Source organism: Halorubrum ejinorense (assembly GCF_055389685.1).
Window position 1 is genome coordinate 146201 of record NZ_AP043777.1, and the last position, 16808, is coordinate 163008.

Below are 16808 nucleotides of genomic sequence, written 5' to 3' on the forward strand. Positions count from 1 at the left end.
GATCCGCACGGCGCCTCGCTGCCGCGGGCGGCCTCGTCAGACGGCGCCGCTGGCCATCGCGAACAGCGCGACGGAGATGATCGCGAACAGGCCGCCGACGCCGGCCTTGATCGTGTCCGTGTTCAGCGCCGTCGAGACGTACGGCGCGATCTGGCCGCCGAGCGTCGTCGCCGGGACGGTCCAGACGACCATGTTCCACGGCGTCGTCGCCAGGTCGATGGAGTGGCCGCCGACCAGTCCGCCGCCGAACACGTGGACGACGGAGGCCAGGACGGCGGTCGTGGCGACGACGATGTGGTTCGTGCCGATCGCCACGCGGACCGGGACCTGCGTGCGGAGCATCGAGATGATCCCGAGTTCGCCGATCCCGAACCCGGCGAGTCCCTGGAACACCCCGCCGATGCTGTAGTTCGCGAACCGTTCGAGGTAGCCGCCGCGCGAGTAGACGTAGTCGTCGCCGTCGCGGTCGACCCGGGTGACCGTGCCGGAGTCGTCCGTCTCGACGCCGGCGGGCCCGAGCTTGTTCGCGTCGTCAGGGAGGTCGCCGGACGAACCGCCGTCCGTCGCGGCCTCCTCGCCGTCCCCGTCCGACGTCGGGTCGTCGTGCCCCAAGTTAGCGTTAAACAGCAGGTACGATGCCGCGAGCAGCGCGATCCCCAACAGCGCGTGGAACAGCGGTTCGGGGATGACAAAGGAGAGGAGGGCTCCGCCGACGACGAAGGGGACGCCGCCCAACACGAGCGACAGGGAGAGGCGGCGGTCGACGAGCCCGTACTGAATGAACGCGAGCGACGAGCTCGACAGCCCGAACGACTCGCTGATGAGCCCGATCTTCACCAGCGTCGTCGGTTCCAGCGGGTACGCGACGAGCGGGAAGACGAAGATGAGGAACGGGACGAAAAGCGCCGAGCCGCTGATCCCGACGGTGTTGACGATGACGGCGCCGGTCACGAAGGCGATGAACAGCCACCAGTATTCGGTCCAGTATTCCACGCCGGCGTCGGTCGGCGTCGGCGCGAAGCCGTACACCCCGGCGACGAAGGCGATCGGAGCGAGGAAGACCAGAACGTGCTGGTACCGGAGGAAGATCCGCTGTGCGCCGTCGGACAGTGAATTGCTCATTGAGTCGTGGACTGCCGGTTACGGAGAGCCGCATAAATTAGTTGTCATCGCTGATAACTCGCATGGATTATCATCGACAATTCGGCCACGATGACGGCCGGTGTCCGGGTTCGTTCATGGACGCTGAAACATTACTCCGATGATAGAAAAGAACGCTTAAATCGGCTCATCGGTCACCCGCCGATCGAACGATGACGCGGAGACGGGACGGGAGCGCCACGACGTGCCGAGCGACGCGAGGGCGAGGTCGATGAGCGAGGGAGCGACCCTCCGGATCGTCGACGAGCCGGACGGCGACCCGGGCGAGGCGGTCCCCGCGCCGGTGCCGCCGGACGACCCGGAGGCGTGGTACGCGCCGGACGTGCGCGCCCAGTACGAGGTCTCGCCCGGCGTGGTCGCGACGATCCGCGAGCGCGACGGCGGCCGGTTCGGCTACGACGTGCGCGAACCGCCGCTGTCGCCCGCCGACGAGCGGGGCCTCGACCGCGTCCGCGACCACTTCTCGGCGGTTCGGCACCGCCGCCCGCTGACGCGAGTCGGGGTCGTCGAGCGCGCGGAACGCGGGTTCGGACCGAAGTACGCGGAGGCGCTCTCCCGACTGGTCGACGCGAGCGCGGCGGCGCGGCGGCGGATCGACTACCACGCGCTGCGGGAGTTCCGCCTGCTCGGCGACCTCACTCCGATCGCCTTGGACGACCGGATCGACGTCGCCGACGTGGGCGACGACCGCGAACTGGTCGTCCACACGGAGACGTTCGCGCCGCTGGAGACCGGAATCGACGCGGACGCCGACTACGTCGAGCGCGTGGCCGCCGAGCGGCTCGCGCAGTACGACGTGGCGTTCGCCGGGCTCTCCGTCGACGTGGTGATCTACCGCGAGCGACTGCTCGGCTCCGACGCGTTCGAGACGAAGTACGCCGTGTTAGAGCCGGACCTGCTCCCCGGCGACGAGGCGCTCATCGAGGAGTGTAAATCGCGGATCTGGGAGACGACGGTGAGCGACGTGGTCGGCGACCGCGAGTCGTTCGTCGCCGCCCGCGCCCGGCGGTTCCTCTCCCGGCGGCTCACCGCGCGGAACACCCGGGCGTGGCTCGACGCCGCGGCCCACCGGGCGAAGACCGCGCTCGCCGAGCGGGGACTCGTCGCGCCGCCGGTCGACTCGCGGTACGCCAGCGACCGGCTCGACGACCTCGCGTACTACGTGTTGCGCGACTTCGTCGGCGAGGGCATCCTCACGGTCCCGATCCGGGACCCGCACCTCGAGGACGTGGAGGCGAACCGCGTCGGCGAGCGCGTGAAGGTCGTCCCCCGTGCGTCGGTGCTTTCCGGGGCGGACGGCGGAGGCGGAGCGGGCGGGCGCGACGACGAGGCCGGCCGCAGCGGCGAGACCGGACGCGACGGCGACGCCCCCGTAGCCGGCGCCCGCGTTCCGACGAACCTCGCGTTCGAGGACGAGACGACGTTCGTCGACGTGGTCACGGGGATCGCCGCCCGCGACGGGACGGAACTCAACGCCTCGACGCCCGCCGCGAAGGTGAACCTCGAACTCGACGGCGTGCCGCAGACGATCCGGTGTGCGGTGGCGCTACCGGTGATCTCCGAGGGCGGCCCGCACGTCTCGATCCGGAAGCAGCGCGCGAACGCGTTGACACCGGTCGACCTGATCGAGCGCGGGACGCTGTCGGTCGAACTGGTCACGCTCCTGTGGCTGCTGTACGAACACCGCGGCGTCGTCCTCTTCGCCGGGCCGACCGGCGTGGGCAAGACGACGCTGCTCAACGCCCACGCCCCCTTCATCCCGTTCGACGCCCGCCCGGTCTCGGTCGACGAGGGGTCTCGCGAGGTGCGGCTCCCCCACGAGACGGGCGTCTCGCTCACCACCCGCGACCACGAAGACGCCTACAAGTCGGTGGGCATGGCGGAGCTGATGACCGAAGCGAACTACCTGAACCCCGACGTGGAGGTGATAGCCGAGATCAACACCCCCGAGAGCTTCGAGACGTTCGCCGAGAGCCTCAACACCGGCCACGGGGTGATCGGCACAACCCACGCCGAAGACGTCGAGGCGCTGTCGAACCGCCTGCGCGAACGGGGCCTGCCGGCGCGGCTGCTGCGGGAGGTGGACCTCGTCGTCTTCCCCCGGCAGGTCGACGGCGAGCGCTACGTCTCCCGGGCGATCGAACCGCTCTCCGAGGCCGCCTACGACGGCCTCGACCCGGCGGCGAAGCGGAGCCCGACCGGCGACCCGAAACGCGGCGGGGCGGGGCTCGTCGAGGCCGACGAGGAGTCGGTCCGCTACAACACGGTCGCCTGGCGCGACGGCGACGGAACGTTCCGGTTCCCCGGCGTTCCGGGCGGCGATGCCGGCGACGATACGGACGGCAGCACCACTGACGGAGGGGGAACGGTGGCGGCCGGCGGGTCCGGCAACGGGGCGCGCTTCCGCGTCTTCGACCGGATCGCGAGTCGGACCGATCGGGACCCCGAAGCGGTCGCGGCCGAGTTCGCCTCGAAGCGACGGTACGTGGAGTACCTCGTGCGCGACGGGGTCGACGACCCCGACGCCCTCTTCGAGTTCCTCGCCGACCTGCGCACGGACGAGGCGGCGACCGTCGAGCGCGCCGCCCGGACGATGGACCGTGACGCCGGCGGTGCCGCCGAGACCGACGGCGGAGAGGGCCGCGACGAACGCGGCGAACGCGCGGGACGGGGGCGGTCGTGAGCCGGCGCCGAGCGACGGCGGCGAGCGAAACGGACGCGACCGCGGCCGATTCCGGTGAGGTCGACGCGACCGGAGCTACCGCGACCGCGGCCGACGCGACCGGAGCTACCGCGACCGATCGACCGTCCGTCGAGCGCCGGTTCGCGGTCGTCGACCGCGTCTGCTACGCGCTGTTCGCGCGGCACGCGAGCGACCGCCGCCACGACGCCGACCGGAAGCGGTATCGCGGGAGCGCGCTCGACACCGGCTTCGAGACGTACCTCTCGCGGGCGTACGGGCTCTCGTGGATCGTCGCGGCCGTCGCCTTCCTCCCGGCGTTAGTCCTCGCGACCGGCGCCGCTCCCGCGGTCGCGGCCGCGGTGGAGGCGCGGTTCGGCGCGGCGCTGCTCTCCGCGGGGTCGACGACGGTCCCTGCGCCGACGCCGGAGTCGGTCGGCCCGCTGCGCACGGACCGGGCCGCGCTAGTCGTCGCCGTCGCGGTCGCGCTCCTCGCGAAGCGGGCGACCGTGGCGGCCGCGGGGCTCCACCTCCGGTGGGTGGTCGCGACGCGCCGGACCGACATCGAGCGCACCCTCCCCGGCGCGGTGCGGTACCTCGAACTGCTTGCCGCTGGGAGCGACGACCCGCGGTCTATGCTCCGGAAGGCGGCCGACGGCGACGCGTACGGCGCCACCGCGACCTCGCTGCGAAAGGCGCTCAACGCCGCCCGGCTCGCCGGCAGCCTCGACGAGGGGCTTCGGCGGGTCGCGCGGGACACGCCCTCGCGGGAACTGCTCGCGCCGTTCCTCCTGAAGTTCCGCAAGCACGCCGCGACCGGCGACGAGGCGCTCTCCGAGTTCCTCGCGACCGAGCGCCGGATGCTCGCTCACCGGCAGGACCGGGCCCGGAAGCGGGCGCGCCGGTTCCTCGAACTGCTCACGGAGCTGTTCGTCGCCGTGCTGGTGTTGCCGGCGCTCGTCGTCATCGGCGCGACCGCGCTGTCGGTCGTGATCCCCGAGCTTCTCCCGCCGGTGGCGACGCCGGTCGGCGTGGTCCCGACGCGGGCGGTCGTCCTCTACGGCGCCGTCGCGTTCCTCGTCGCGTTCGGACTCGCGGCCGCGGTCGCGGTCGGGACGCTCCGCCCGCCGAGCCAGCGGGCGAGCTACGACGTCCCCGCGAGTCCGCGGGCGATCCTCGCGACCGCCGGGCGAAACCCGGCCGGCACGGCGGTCGTCTGTGCGCCGCCGGCCGCCGCGCTGGCGGGCTGGCTCGCGCTCGCCGGGTACACGCTCGTCAACGTCGTCCTCCTCGGGTACGCCGCGTTCGCGGTGCCGGTGGGGCTGGTCGCGGCGCGGCGCAGGCGGATCGACGACGCGAAGGACCGCGAGCTCGCCGACTTCGTTCACGCCGTCTCGGGTCACGTCGCGCAGGGGCGACCGCTCCCCGACGCGGTGGACGCGGTCGCTCGCGAGGTCGAACTCGGCGTTCTCGACGACGACGTGGCCGACCTCGCGTTCGCGCTGCGGTCGACGACGGCGACCGGGGGGACGGACTCGGGAGCCGACGAGAGCGAGGGGCCAGTCCACGTCCGCGCAGCCGCCATCGAGCGGTTCGTCGACCGCGTGGGGACCCCGCTCGCGGCCGGCACGCTCGGGCTCGTCACGGGCGCGTTGAACGCCGGCAGCGACGCCGACGCCGTCTTCGAGACGCTCCGCATCGAGGTCGGGCGGCTCTACAGCGAGCAGCGCGCGCTCCGCTCGTCGATGCAGCCGTACATCGCGGTCGGCTGGGCCGCGGCGGTCCTCGTCGCCGCGGTGGTCGCGGTCGTGAACACGCAGGTGGTCGACGCCGCGCGGCTCGCCGAGATCGCCGCCGCGAGCGAGGCGGTCACGGAGCCGGAGGCGGTCCACCCCGAACTGGAGCGGTTCCGGCTGTACGTCGTGACGCAGGCGACGATGCTCGCGTCCGGGTGGTTCGCCGGCACGGCGGCCCGCGGGCGGTACGCCGCGCTCCTCCACTCGGGGACGCTGGTGGCGTGCTGTTACGTCGTGTTCACCGTCGGGGGCCTGGTGTGAGGAGGGCCGGAACGCCCGGTCGGCCCGGTTCCGGAGGGCCGCGCCGTCGACCCGACACGAGGCTTTTGTACCGTGCCCGCGTATCCACGCGCGTATGGACGAGAAAACCGCCGAGCTCCGCGATCTGTTCGTCGACGCCACCGGGTCCGAGTCGGTCACCGAGCGGCAGGACGCGGCGCGGGGGACCCTCTCGGACCCCGACGACGACGCCGTGGACGCGCGGTGTCGCGAGGTCGTCGCCGCGATGCGCGAGCGGTACGGCTTCTCGACGGACCTCGACGACGACGCGTACGTCCTCGTCGCCCGCGGCCGGTTCGAGGAGGCGGACGATGAGACGATCGCCGCGGCGCTCCGCGACGCGCTGGAGGCGCGAGACGACCCCGCCGTCGAGCCCGACACGGTCGACGGCGAGACCGTTCGCAGGGCGCGGCTCGACCTCCACCTCGTGCGAGAGTCCGACCGCGAAGTCGACGACGACGCGTTCGCCTACGCGGAGCTGAAGCGACTCACCGGCGCGGGGAACTCGATCGTCGAGTGCGCGGAGGCGCTCGACGCGAGCCCCGACCAGATCGCCCGCTACGCCGCGGTCGCGCGCGTCGACCTCACCTCCACGCAGGCGAACGACCGCTTCCGCGACGCGTTCCGCGACCTCCTCACCGACGCCGACATCGAGGGGTCGCTCGCGAGCGACGCCCGCGAGGACGGGCTCCGCGACGCGACCGAGGACATCGAGACCGACGTGTCTCTCTGAGACGCCCGAACGCCGCCGGACGCTTATCACCGGAGCCCCCACCCGACGCTTATCACCGAAACCGCGGCCAGGAGGTCACGTGACACTCGTCCCGTTCAGCGACGTCGCCCGCGCCGCGTACTGTCCCCGACAGCTCTACTACCGCCGACGCGACGAGGAGCGGAGCGTGCCGCCGAAGGCCCGCGAGCGGATCGGGCTGGCGTTCCGCTACGACGAACTGGCCGACGCGCCGGACCGGGCGCTGCGACAGCTACCGCTCCACCGGTCGCCGGCCGCGTACCGTCGGAACCTCACGCGGCTTCGCGAGCGCGACGACTACGACGCCCTCGTCGACCCCGTCAGCGAACGCGGGTTCCTCTCGGGGAAGGACTGTCACGGCACCGTTCACAAGGTGCTGGAACCGAGCGACGCGGACGCGTCGGCGCCAATTCCGACGCTCGTCTCGTCGGGGGAGCCACCGGAGAACGGCGTGTGGGAGCCGCAGGCGGTCCGGGCGGTCGCGCTCGCCAAGGCGCTGGCGTGGGAGCGCGAGCGGGAGGTGCGGCGGGCGCTCGTCGAGTATCCCGCGGTCGGCGCGGTCCGCGAGGTCCGGCTCACGACGCGGAAGAAGGCGGCCTACCGGCGGGCGCTCCGGGCGGCGCAGTCGATCGACGGCCCGCCGCCGCGGGTCGACGACGGCCGCTGTGAGAGCTGCGACTACCAGACGGGCTGTGGCACCGAGCGCCGAAGCCTCCGGTCGCTTTTGGGGTGAATCGCGCCGCTCGGTTCCCGGATCCGGCCGCTACGGCGAGAACGACGTTCCGCAGTCGGTACAGGAGAACCGGAACCGCCCCTCGTCGGTGAGTTCGGTGTCGTGGACTCGTTCTTCGCCGCAGTCGCGACACTCGACGATCGACTCGATCCGGTCCCAGTCGTGGCCGGCGCCCGGCGCGCCGACCGCCCACGCGACCGCCCCCTCGTCGGCGTCCTCGGGCACGAACCCGGACTGGAACTCGCCGGGCGCGAAGCGGATCAGTTCGCCCGCGCCGACCTCGACCCGCTCGCGCTCGCGACCGACCTCGAAGGTGGCGGTGCCCGAGAGCACGTAGAATATCTCCTCCTGGTCGCCGTGGGTGTGAAGCCCGCCGGAGAACGCGTCGCCGGGCGCGAGTTCGAAGTAGTTCATCGCGACGTGGTCGGTGCCGAGGGCGCGCGAGACCGGCTTCCGGAGGTCGTGAACGCCCATGGGGTTCGTGACGACGTCGACGTCGTCGATCGCGACTCGCTCCATACCGGCCGGTCGGAAGGTGGCTCCCTAACGCTGTCGGCGGTTCCGTCGGGACTCGGCCGAGACGCCGTCGAGAGATCGTCACTTCGACCCGGGGGCTGGCGACGATCGGTCGGTCATTCCTGACGCGACCCGGCAGTTTATCCGTGTGACCGTCGTTCGCATGGGTACGAATGACGCGAGACACTCGCGATCGTTCGGAGGATAGAGGAAGTCGCCTCACGGCGGCTGGCCGCGAAATTCTCCGACGATAACGACACCGGGGCACGACCGCCCCGCGGCGGCACCGACCCCCAGACCACCGACGAGCCGACGGATTCCCTTTTGACCCGAACACCACTCACCGACCTCGACGAGGTACAGCTACTCGATACCACCCTGCGCGACGGCGAACAGATGCCGGGCGTCTCGCTGTCGCCCGGCGAGAAGGTCGAGGTCGCCCGTGAGCTCGACGCCGCCGGCGTCCACCTGATCGAGGCCGGGTCGGCGTGTACCTCCGCGGGCGAGCGCGAGGCGATCCGCCGGGTCGCCGCGGAGGGGCTCTCGGCGACCGTGACGAGCTTCGCCCGCGGCGTGAAAGCCGACGTGGACCACGCGCTCGACTGCGGCGTCGACGGCGTCAACCTCGTCGTCCCGGCCTCCGACAAACACGTCGAGACGAAGGTGGGGTCGACCCGCGACGAGGTCGTCGGGACGACCGTCGAACTCGTCGAGTACGCCAAGGAGCACGGGCTGTGGGTCGAGGTGCTCGGCGAGGACGGCTCGCGGGCCGACCTCGACTACCTCGAACGCCTGCTCGGCGCCGGCCTCGACGCGGGAGCGGACCGGATCTGCTACTGCGACACGGTCGGCGCGGCCGACCCCGAGCGCACCGCCGAAGTAGTTTCGCGGCTCGCCGACCTCGGGCCGACGAGCCTCCACACGCACGACGACCTCGGGTTCGGCGTGGCGAACGTCCACGCCGGGCTGAAGGCGGGCGCCGACACCGTCCACGGCACCGTCCTCGGGGTCGGCGAGCGCGCCGGCAACGTCGCGCTCGAAGAGGTCGCGGTCGCGCTCGCCCGGTCGTACGACGTCGACACCGTCGAGCTCGAACGGCTCTACCGGCTCTGCCGGACCGTCTCGGAGGCGACCGGGGTCGCGCTCCCGCCGAACAAGGCCGTCTGCGGGGCCAACGCCTTCGCCCACGAGTCCGGCATCCACACCGACGGCACCCTCAAGGACGGGACGATGTACGAGCCGTACCCGCCGGAGACGGTCGGGCGGGAGCGCCGGCTCGTCCTCGGCAAGCACGCGGGCCGCGCCGGGGTGAAGGCGGCGCTCGCCGAACACGACGTGGCGGTCGACGAGGACGAGCTCCGCGACGTCGTCGCCCGCGTCAAGGAGCTCGGCGAGCGCGGCAAGCGCGTCACCGACGCGGACCTGCTCGCCATCGCCGACGACGTTCGCGGCCGCGAGCGCGAGCGCCACGTCGAACTCGTCGACCTCTCGGCGACCTCCGGCGGGAACCTGCCGACCGCCTCGGTCCGGCTCCGCGTCGGCGACGACGAGCGGGTCGCCTCCGGCACCGGCGCGGGCCCGGTCGACGCGGGACTGGAGGCGGTCCGCACGGCGCTTTCGGGCGACGGCGGGAGCGGAGACGACTCGACCGCCGACGGCGTCGCCTTCGAGCTCGACTCCTACCACGTCGACGCGATCACGGGCGGCACCGACGCGGTCGTCACCGTCGAGGTGGACCTCTCGCGCGGCGACCGCTCCGTGAGCGTCTCCGCGTCGGACGCGGACATCACCCGCGCGAGCGTGGTCGGGATGGTCGACGGGCTCGACCGACTGCTCGCCGCCGAGGCCGACGCCGACGGCGCGGAGCCGGGCGCCGTCGCGGACGACTGAACGCGCCGGCGTCTGACGAGGTTTTTACCTGACGGCGCCCGATCACCGGGCGTGAGCGTCGTCGTCGCGATCAAACCGTCCGCACGCAAGCGGAACGCGAAGGTGGGCAAACTCGTCTTCGAGGACGGGACCCTCCACGCGTTCGAGAGCCGGGCGGCCGCCGAGCGGTGGGCCGACGACCTCTCGGCCGGCGACGGCCACGTCTGGGTGGCGAGCGCGCACCCGAGCGACGGCGGCGACGCCGACTGTTACCTCGTCTCGCGGGCCACGAACGCGAAACTGGAGGCCGCCTACGACAAGCGCCGCCGCCGGCTCAGGGGCGACCGAGCGCCCGAGCAGGAGTCGCTCGGCGGCGAGCCGTAGCATCCGGTGTCACTCGTCGGCCGGCCCGTCCACGACGTCGCCTTCGAACCCGGCGATCGCCTCCATGACGGCCTCCCGGTCGGCGTCGTCGACGTCGAAGACGCGCAGCGCCTCGTCGAGGTGCGTCGCGACCGCCTCGTACTCCTCGGGCGTGATCGCCAGCTCCTCGTGAGCGGTCTTCATGTCGTCGCCCTCGTACTGCATCGGCCCCCCGGTGACCGCGCTCAGGAACTTGGTCTGGTGTGAGCGCTGATCGGACATGTCGACGTCGTCGAACTGGTGAGCCACGCGCTCGTCGTCGAGCACGCGCTCGTAGAACTCGTCGACGATCGCACCGATCGCCGGCTCGCCCCCGAGCCGGTCGTACAGCGCCTCGTTGGGCATGCGTCGAAAACGACCCCCTGCCGTATCACTGTTCGCCTCGCGCTCGCGTCGAGAATGCCGACGAACCGCTCACGACGCCCCCTCGTCCGGGTCTGGATCGGCGTCCGGCCCGGAGCCGCGCGCGTCCATCATGTCGGCGGCGCGGGTCGCCCAGTCCGAGTACCGGAAGCCCGCGGCGACGACGAGCGCCATCCAGACGTAGGCGGCGAAGACGCCGACGTACGCGCCGGTGGGGCCGAGCCCCGCGGTGCGGCCGAGCAGCCACGACAGCCCCAAGAAGAGCCCGAACATCGCCGAGACGCGGGCGACGAGGGGGATCCGCGTCTCGCTCGCGCCCTGGAGCGACCCGGACAGGGCGGAGAAGCAGGCGAGCGCCCCGGCGGCGACCCCGTACACCCGCGCGAAGTCGACCGCGTAGGCCACCGTCTCCGGGTCGTCGGTGAAGATCGGAACGATCCGCGGCGCGGCGACCACGAGCGCGAGCCCGATCGTGCCGACCGTGAGGACGCCGAGCGCGGCGACCGCCCACCCGTCGAACCGCGCGGCCTCCGGGTCGCCCTCGCCGAGCGACTGGCCGACCAGCACGGACGCCGCGACGTTGTAGCCGCGGGAGAGCGGCCCGGTCACCTGCTGGTAGACGCGGCGGCCGATCTGGAAGCCGGCGTTGACGGGCTCGCCGAAGCCCAAGAGGAGGGCGTTGAACGGGAACTCGGCGATCTCGGAGCCGAACCCCTCCACCACCCGCGGGGCGCTCACGGTCAGGAGCTGCTTCGCGATCGTGAGGTCGCGCGGCAGCGCGAAGTCCGCGTCCGTCCACGAGCCCCAGATCGCGAAACAGAGCAGGCCGGCGGTGAGCACGTTCGCGCCCGCGGTCGCGAGCCCGACGCCCGTGACTTCGAGCCGCGGGAAGCCGAAGAGTCCCAGTCCGAGGACGACCGAGCCGGCGATGTTGACGGAGTTGGCGGCGATGTTGACGTACATCGGCGTCCGGGTGTCGCCCGTCCCCTGAAGCGCGCGGGCGCCGACTAAGGCGACGTGACGGAAGGGGGCGGTCGCGAACACGATCGCGAGGTACGTCGACCCGAGGTCGACGACCGCCGGCGAGGTCGGCTCGCCGACGAACCGACCGAACACGTCGATCGCGAACTCTCCGAAGAGGAACCCGAAGAGGACGAACGGGATCCCGGCGAGCGCGCCGATCAGGATCGCCTGCGTCACGGCCTCGTCGCGGTTGTCCGCGACGCCCGCACCGGTGTCCTGCGAGGAGAGCGCGATGGCGCCGCCGCCGAGACCGAGTCCGATCCGCAGCGGGAACCGCGCGTACAGGTCGGCGAGCCCGATCGCGACGACCGCGGCGGGCGAGAACAGCGCGGTGACGAGGATGTCCGTCGTCCGCATCGCGGTGCGGAACGTCTGCTCGGACATGACGGGCCACGCGAGCGAGAACACGCGCCGCCAGACGCGCCGCAGCCGCGGGAAGTCCATGTACCGCCGCCGACGGCCGCCCGCGGTTTTTACGTATCGGAGCCGGCCGACTCGACCGGTGCGTGCGGGAGCGTCACCGCGAACCGCGCGCCCCCGTGCTCCGACTCGCCGACGTCGAGCGAGCCGTCGTACGCCTCGGTGAGCGCCGCGACCAGGTCGAGACCGCTGACCGTCCCGTCCGGCGAGTCGCCGAGTACCCCCTCGCCCGACCCGACGGCCGCCTCGTCGCGCCGTTCGTCGGGGGCGGACAGTCGGTCGCGGGCCGCGGGCGGGAGCCCCGGCCCGTCGTCCGCGACGACCAGCGCGACGCCGTCGTCGGTGAGTCGGACCGCGACGCGGACGGTGACGTCCGGCCCGCCGTGCTCGGCCGCGTTCTCGACGAGGTTGTGGACGATCGCTCGCACGCCGTCGTTGGCCGCGACGGGCGCCGTCTCGGGGAGGTCGGTCTCGACGGTCACCGAGCGGTCGCCGTCGACCCCCGACAGCACGTTCCGGACCGTCGCCACCAGGTCGGTGCGGCCGCGGTCGGCGTCGCCGAGGAGCGCGTCGGCGACGGCGCTCGCCGCCTCGATGCGTTCGAGCCCCTCGTCGGCCTTCGAGGCCACGACCGCCGCGTGGTCCGAGCCGTCGTCGGCCGCGAGCAGGTCGGCGTACCCGTGGATCGTCGAGAGGTCGTTGCGGAGGTCGTGACGCAGGAGGTGGTTCACGAGCGAGACGGTCCGGACCGCGTCCCGGGCGCGGCGGGCGTCGGCGGCCTGTCGGACCGCGTAGTACCCCGCGACCGCGCCGCCGAGTCCCCCGACGCCCGCGGCGACGAGCATCGGGAAGACCGGCTCGACGAGCGGGCGCCCTTCGAGGACGCGGACCCCGACCGTCGCGCTGAACGCGGCGACGGTGAAGGCCGTCCCGAAGCCGGTCCACCGCGCGACGCGCCACTCCTCGGTCGGCGAGAGCCCGCGGTCGGCGATCCGGCGGCCGGCCGCGATGAGCCCGACCGCGACCCCGCCGTCGAGCGCGAACGCCAGCAGCGGCCCGGTCGCGGTCCTGACCCGCTCGACCTCGTCGAGGTGGTGGAGCGCCGCGGCCGCGAGGAGACCGACACCGAGCAGTGAGACGGCGTGGCGGCCGCGCAACGTCGGCATTGTCCGTGTAACCGTCGTTACGACCAAAGTCGTTGTGATCGGTCGAAGGCGGGGCGACGGGTCGGAGGGATCGGGGCTAACGGGACGACTCCGAGGGCCGTCGGAGCGGCTTGCGCGCCTGACCGCCAGAACGTTGAAACCCGCGAGCGTCCGACGGCTCCCATGGACGTCTTCGTGTACGGGACGCTGACCGAACCCGACGCCGTCGCCGACGTGGCGGACTCGTTCGTCTTCGTCGGCCCCGCGACGCTCACCGGCCTCCGGCTCGTGGAGGGGCGGTATCCGACGCTCGCGCCGGGCGGCGAGACCGCCGGACGGCTGCTCCGGACCGAGGAGATCGGGGCGCTCGACGCGTACGAGGACGTGGACGGCGGGCTGTACGTCAGAGAGACCGTCCCGCTCGACGCGCCGGCGGACTACCCCGAGACGGCCGCGGTGTACGTCGGGGACCCCGGCCGGCTCGACGCGGACGCGACCTGGCCGGGCGACGGCCCGTTCGCCGACCGGGTGCGAGCGGTGCTCGGCGAGCGTGAGGTACGGGTGCGTCTGACACCCCGAGATCGCGTCTGACGGGCGGATGACGGCTCCGCAGTCGTGCGGTTTCACTTTCGCTTTGGTAGCCTCACCTTTTTGTATTCCCACCGCCTCGTTCCACTCGCACGTCACACGCGTGCATTCCCCCTTTCACGAACCGCGAGCCGCCGGCTCGCGGATTCGACCCGTCGACCGCTACCGACCGGAACCGATTAGCGGGCGGCGCGGCGACGGGACCTCATGCTCAGTCTCTCCGACATCCGTGAGGCGCGCGAGCGGGTCGCGGGCGTCGCCCGCCACACGCCCTTAGAGCGGTCGCGGTCCTTCTCCGAGATGAGCGGCGCCGACCTCCACCTCAAGCTGGAGAACTTCCAGCGGACCGGCGCGTTCAAGATCCGCGGCGCGATGAACCGGATCCAGACGCTCTCTGAGGCGGAACGCGAGGCCGGCGTCGTCACCGCGAGCGCCGGCAACCACGCGCAGGGCGTGGCGCTGGCCGCCAGCCGCGCGGGCGTCGACGCCACCGTCGTGATGCCGAAGTTCGCGCCCGTCTCGAAGGTGAAAGCGACCCGCGGATACGGCGCGAGCGTCCGGCTGGAGGGCGTCGACTACGACGAGGCGCAGGCGTACGCGCACCAACTGGAACGCGAGGAGGGCCGAACGTACGTCCACGCGTTCGACGACCCGGTCGTGATGGCCGGACAGGGGACGCTCGGCTTAGAGATCGTCGACGACTGCCCCGAGTTGGACACCGTCGTCGTCCCGATCGGCGGGGGCGGGCTGATCTCGGGCGTCGCCGTCGCGATCAAAGAGCAGCTGCCCGACGTGCGTGTCGTCGGCGTTCAGGCCGAGGGGGCCGCCTCGGCGGCGCAGTCGCTCGAAGCCGGCGAGGTCACGGAGATCGACAGCGTCGACACGATCGCCGACGGGATCGCGACGCGCTCGGTCGGCGAGCGGACCCTCGAAGTCATGGCCGAGTACGTCGACGAGGTCGTCACGGTCGACGACCGCGAGATCGCCTTGGCGCTCACGCTCCTCTTGGAGCGCTCGAAGACGCTCGTCGAGGGCGCCGGGGCGGTCGCGCTCGCCGCGGTCCTCTCGGAGGCGTTCGAGTACGAGGACGACGAGACGATCGTGGCCGCGCTGTGCGGGGGCAACATCGACCTCAACCGCCTCGGCACCGTGGTCCGCCGTGGACTCGTCCAGATGGGACGGTACCTCAAGATCACGATCGACCTGAAGGACCGGCCGGGAGAGCTAGAGCGCGTCTCCAGCATCGTCGCGCGCACCGGCGCGAACGTGTACGCGGTCCACCACGACCGCACCTCCCGCGACGTGGCGGTCAACGCGGCCGAGCTCGAACTCGAATTGGAGACCGACGACGCCGAACACGCCGCCGACATCGTCGACGCGCTCGAAGCCGAGGGGTACGAGGTCGAGATCCAGTCGTGAAGCGCGCAGTGACTATTTATAAATGAAACTGCGGTGGCGCGTGCCTCCGAGTGGCCGCCGGAGGCGGCCGCGAGTAGTGAGAGACCTTCGGTCTCTCTGACAGCCGGCGGCGGAGCCGCCGACGAGAGCACGCGCGAGGTCGTCGGGCGAAGCCCGACTGCCAGAGGGACCTTTGGTCACTCGCTGGAGTCAGTCGCCTCCGCTTCGCTCCGGCGACTGACGAGGCTGGGGAGGCGTGAGGTGCTGTGCGGGGCGGGGTGGGAATCAAAGGGGCAGCCGGGAGGACGAAGCCCGACGACGCAAGCACCGCAGCGAGCGGACCGAGCAAGGCGCGCAGCGAGGCGCGCGAGTCCTCCCGGCTGGGGCTTTGGAGGTGTTCTCCGCCGATCCACAGTCAACTGTTTATAAGCGATCGGCTGGGGCTTTTTATGAACGCTACAGCGAACGAGTATCAGTCGTCCGCGGCCGCGGCGTCGACCTCGGCCTCGTACAGTTCGCCGGCGCGCTCGCGCTCGGAGAGGTACTCGTCGACGTCGAGCGCGGCCATCACGCCCATGCCGCCGGCGGTGGCCGCCTGCTGGTAGTGGAAGTCGACGACGTCGCCGGCGCCGAACAGCCCCGGAACGCCGGTCGCGGTCTGGTTGCCGCCGCGGCCGCCCTCGGTGATCAGGTAGCCGTCGTCGTCGGTCTCGATCCCGGTGCCCTCCAAGAAGTCGGTGTTGGGCGTGTGGCCGATGGCGTAGAAGACCGCGCCCACGTCGAAGTCGTACTCGTCGACCTCGTCGGCGGTCGCCGAGTCGGCCAGCTTCTCCGTCGGGTGGCCGTCCGGGTGCTCGACGAGCGTCACGTGGTCGATACCGTCCTCGGGCGTCCCGTGGATCTCGGTGAGCTCGGTGTTGAGGAGCAGTTCGATCTCGCCGTCCTCGACCTTCTCCATCGTGCGTTCGATCCAGACGTCCTCCGCGCGGAACTCCTCGCGGCGGTGGGCGATGTAGACGGTGTCCGCGAACTTCGTCAGGAAGTTCGCCTCCTCCATCGCGGCGTCGCCGCCGCCGACGACGAGCATGTCCTCGTCGCGGAAGAACGCGCCGTCACAGGTCGCACACGTCGAGAGGCCGTATCCCATCAGCTCGTCCTCGCCGGGGACGCCGAGGGTGCGGGCGGAGGCGCCGGAGGCGACGACGAGGGCGTCGGCGGTGTAAACGTCGCCGTCGGTGAGCGCGACGCGGAAGTGTCCCGCCGGCTCCTTCCGTACGTCCTCGATGACGCCGTTGCGGGACTCGGCGCCGAATTTCGTCGCCTGTTCTTTCATGTCGTTGATCAGCTGGGGTCCGGAGATCCCCTCGGGGAAGCCGGGGTAGTTCTCCACGTCGGTCGTCAGCGTGAGCTGGCCGCCCGGCTCGTCGCCCTCGATGAGGAGGGGGTCGTTGTTCGACCGCGCGGCGTAGATGGCGGCCGAGAGCCCCGAGATACCGGTGCCGGCGATAATCAGTCGACGGTGTTCGACAACGTCGTCGGTCATGTTCCGTAATTTGCCGGCGCGTCGTATGTACGTTGCGACCGTTGCGCGTTTCCCGCACGACCGCCTGACCGTGCCGTCCCCGCCGGTGACGGATGCGTCGCGCCGCCGCGAGGCGGGTTC

General features: G+C 71.9%; 14 protein-coding genes. 8 read left to right on the top strand and 6 right to left on the bottom strand.

Going from position 1 to position 16808, the window contains the following annotated elements; genetic code table 11:
• Window positions 1-36: 36 nt before the first annotated feature.
• Window positions 37-1122 carry a sulfite exporter TauE/SafE family protein gene (locus ACZ5KW_RS01865; protein WP_343779307.1) on the bottom strand — a complete coding sequence of 362 codons (1086 nt, stop codon included), beginning with the start codon at window positions 1120-1122 and terminating at the stop codon, window positions 37-39.
• A 250-nt stretch (window positions 1123-1372) separates the two neighbouring features.
• Between ACZ5KW_RS01865 and ACZ5KW_RS01870 the strand changes: the two genes are divergently transcribed.
• From ACZ5KW_RS01870 to ACZ5KW_RS01885, 4 genes are all read left to right on the top strand, one after another.
• Window positions 1373-3844 (top strand): type II/IV secretion system ATPase subunit, encoded by a 2472-nt coding sequence (locus ACZ5KW_RS01870; protein WP_343779309.1) that lies wholly within the window; start codon window positions 1373-1375, stop codon window positions 3842-3844.
• A complete protein-coding gene (locus ACZ5KW_RS01875) occupies window positions 3841-5898 on the top strand; it encodes a type II secretion system F family protein (RefSeq protein ID WP_343779310.1) in 2058 nt (685 codons plus the stop codon). Before ACZ5KW_RS01870 ends, ACZ5KW_RS01875 begins: the two co-directional genes overlap by 4 nt.
• Window positions 5899-5992: 94 nt before the next feature.
• Complete coding sequence (locus tag ACZ5KW_RS01880) at window positions 5993-6649, top strand: hypothetical protein (RefSeq protein WP_343779313.1); 657 nt, start codon at window positions 5993-5995, stop codon at window positions 6647-6649.
• Between the two features lie 79 nt (window positions 6650-6728).
• The gene (locus ACZ5KW_RS01885; protein ID WP_343779315.1) at window positions 6729-7400 is read left to right on the top strand and encodes a CRISPR-associated protein Cas4; all 672 of its coding nucleotides are present in this window, start codon (window positions 6729-6731) and stop codon (window positions 7398-7400) included.
• Window positions 7401-7430: 30 nt separating this feature from the next.
• Here ACZ5KW_RS01885 and ACZ5KW_RS01890 read toward each other — a convergent pair whose 3' ends face one another.
• Window positions 7431-7919, bottom strand: a complete 489-nt coding sequence (locus ACZ5KW_RS01890) for a cupin domain-containing protein (RefSeq protein ID WP_343779317.1) — start codon at window positions 7917-7919, stop codon at window positions 7431-7433.
• A gap of 321 nt (window positions 7920-8240) precedes the next feature.
• On the opposite strand from ACZ5KW_RS01890, the gene ACZ5KW_RS01895 reads away from it, so the two are divergent.
• Together ACZ5KW_RS01895 and ACZ5KW_RS01900 are read left to right on the top strand one after the other, a co-directional pair.
• Window positions 8241-9806, top strand: coding sequence for an alpha-isopropylmalate synthase regulatory domain-containing protein (locus ACZ5KW_RS01895; RefSeq protein WP_343779319.1), 1566 nt, complete (start codon window positions 8241-8243; stop codon window positions 9804-9806).
• Between the two features lie 51 nt (window positions 9807-9857).
• Window positions 9858-10169, top strand: a complete 312-nt coding sequence (locus ACZ5KW_RS01900; RefSeq protein ID WP_343779321.1) for a DUF8081 domain-containing protein — start codon at window positions 9858-9860, stop codon at window positions 10167-10169.
• 9 nt (window positions 10170-10178) lie between these two features.
• Here the strand turns inward: ACZ5KW_RS01900 and ACZ5KW_RS01905 are convergent, their stop codons facing one another.
• The 3 genes from ACZ5KW_RS01905 to ACZ5KW_RS01915 form a co-directional block, all read right to left on the bottom strand.
• A complete protein-coding gene (locus tag ACZ5KW_RS01905; RefSeq protein ID WP_343779322.1) occupies window positions 10179-10553 on the bottom strand; it encodes a group I truncated hemoglobin in 375 nt (124 codons plus the stop codon).
• Between the two features lie 69 nt (window positions 10554-10622).
• A complete protein-coding gene (locus tag ACZ5KW_RS01910; RefSeq protein WP_343779323.1) occupies window positions 10623-12038 on the bottom strand; it encodes an MATE family efflux transporter in 1416 nt (471 codons plus the stop codon).
• A 29-nt stretch (window positions 12039-12067) separates the two neighbouring features.
• A complete protein-coding gene (locus tag ACZ5KW_RS01915; protein ID WP_343779324.1) occupies window positions 12068-13180 on the bottom strand; it encodes an ATP-binding protein in 1113 nt (370 codons plus the stop codon).
• 162 nt (window positions 13181-13342) lie between these two features.
• Between ACZ5KW_RS01915 and ACZ5KW_RS01920 the strand changes: the two genes are divergently transcribed.
• Together ACZ5KW_RS01920 and ilvA are read left to right on the top strand one after the other, a co-directional pair.
• Window positions 13343-13750: a gamma-glutamylcyclotransferase family protein gene (locus ACZ5KW_RS01920; protein WP_343779326.1), complete on the top strand. Its 408-nt coding sequence runs from the start codon at window positions 13343-13345 to the stop codon at window positions 13748-13750.
• Between the two features lie 204 nt (window positions 13751-13954).
• Window positions 13955-15166 carry a threonine ammonia-lyase gene (gene ilvA, locus ACZ5KW_RS01925; RefSeq protein WP_343779327.1) on the top strand — a complete coding sequence of 404 codons (1212 nt, stop codon included), beginning with the start codon at window positions 13955-13957 and terminating at the stop codon, window positions 15164-15166.
• A gap of 451 nt (window positions 15167-15617) precedes the next feature.
• Here the strand turns inward: ilvA and ACZ5KW_RS01930 are convergent, their stop codons facing one another.
• A complete protein-coding gene (locus tag ACZ5KW_RS01930; RefSeq protein ID WP_343779329.1) occupies window positions 15618-16688 on the bottom strand; it encodes an NAD(P)/FAD-dependent oxidoreductase in 1071 nt (356 codons plus the stop codon).
• Between the last annotated feature and the right edge of the window lie 120 nt (window positions 16689-16808).

Excerpts from the sequence above, each read along its gene's own strand:
- ACZ5KW_RS01865 (WP_343779307.1), bottom strand. The coding sequence starts at position 1,122 with ATGAGCAATTCACTGTCCGACGGCGCACAGCGGATCTTCCTCCGGTAC.
- ACZ5KW_RS01870 (WP_343779309.1), top strand. The coding sequence starts at position 1,373 with ATGAGCGAGGGAGCGACCCTCCGGATCGTCGACGAGCCGGACGGCGAC.
- ACZ5KW_RS01880 (WP_343779313.1), top strand. The coding sequence starts at position 5,993 with ATGGACGAGAAAACCGCCGAGCTCCGCGATCTGTTCGTCGACGCCACC.
- ACZ5KW_RS01890 (WP_343779317.1), bottom strand. The coding sequence starts at position 7,919 with ATGGAGCGAGTCGCGATCGACGACGTCGACGTCGTCACGAACCCCATG.
- ACZ5KW_RS01905 (WP_343779322.1), bottom strand. The coding sequence starts at position 10,553 with ATGCCCAACGAGGCGCTGTACGACCGGCTCGGGGGCGAGCCGGCGATC.
- ACZ5KW_RS01910 (WP_343779323.1), bottom strand. The coding sequence starts at position 12,038 with ATGGACTTCCCGCGGCTGCGGCGCGTCTGGCGGCGCGTGTTCTCGCTC.
- ACZ5KW_RS01915 (WP_343779324.1), bottom strand. The coding sequence starts at position 13,180 with ATGCCGACGTTGCGCGGCCGCCACGCCGTCTCACTGCTCGGTGTCGGT.
- ACZ5KW_RS01920 (WP_343779326.1), top strand. The coding sequence starts at position 13,343 with ATGGACGTCTTCGTGTACGGGACGCTGACCGAACCCGACGCCGTCGCC.
- ilvA (WP_343779327.1), top strand. The coding sequence starts at position 13,955 with ATGCTCAGTCTCTCCGACATCCGTGAGGCGCGCGAGCGGGTCGCGGGC.
- ACZ5KW_RS01930 (WP_343779329.1), bottom strand. The coding sequence starts at position 16,688 with ATGACCGACGACGTTGTCGAACACCGTCGACTGATTATCGCCGGCACC.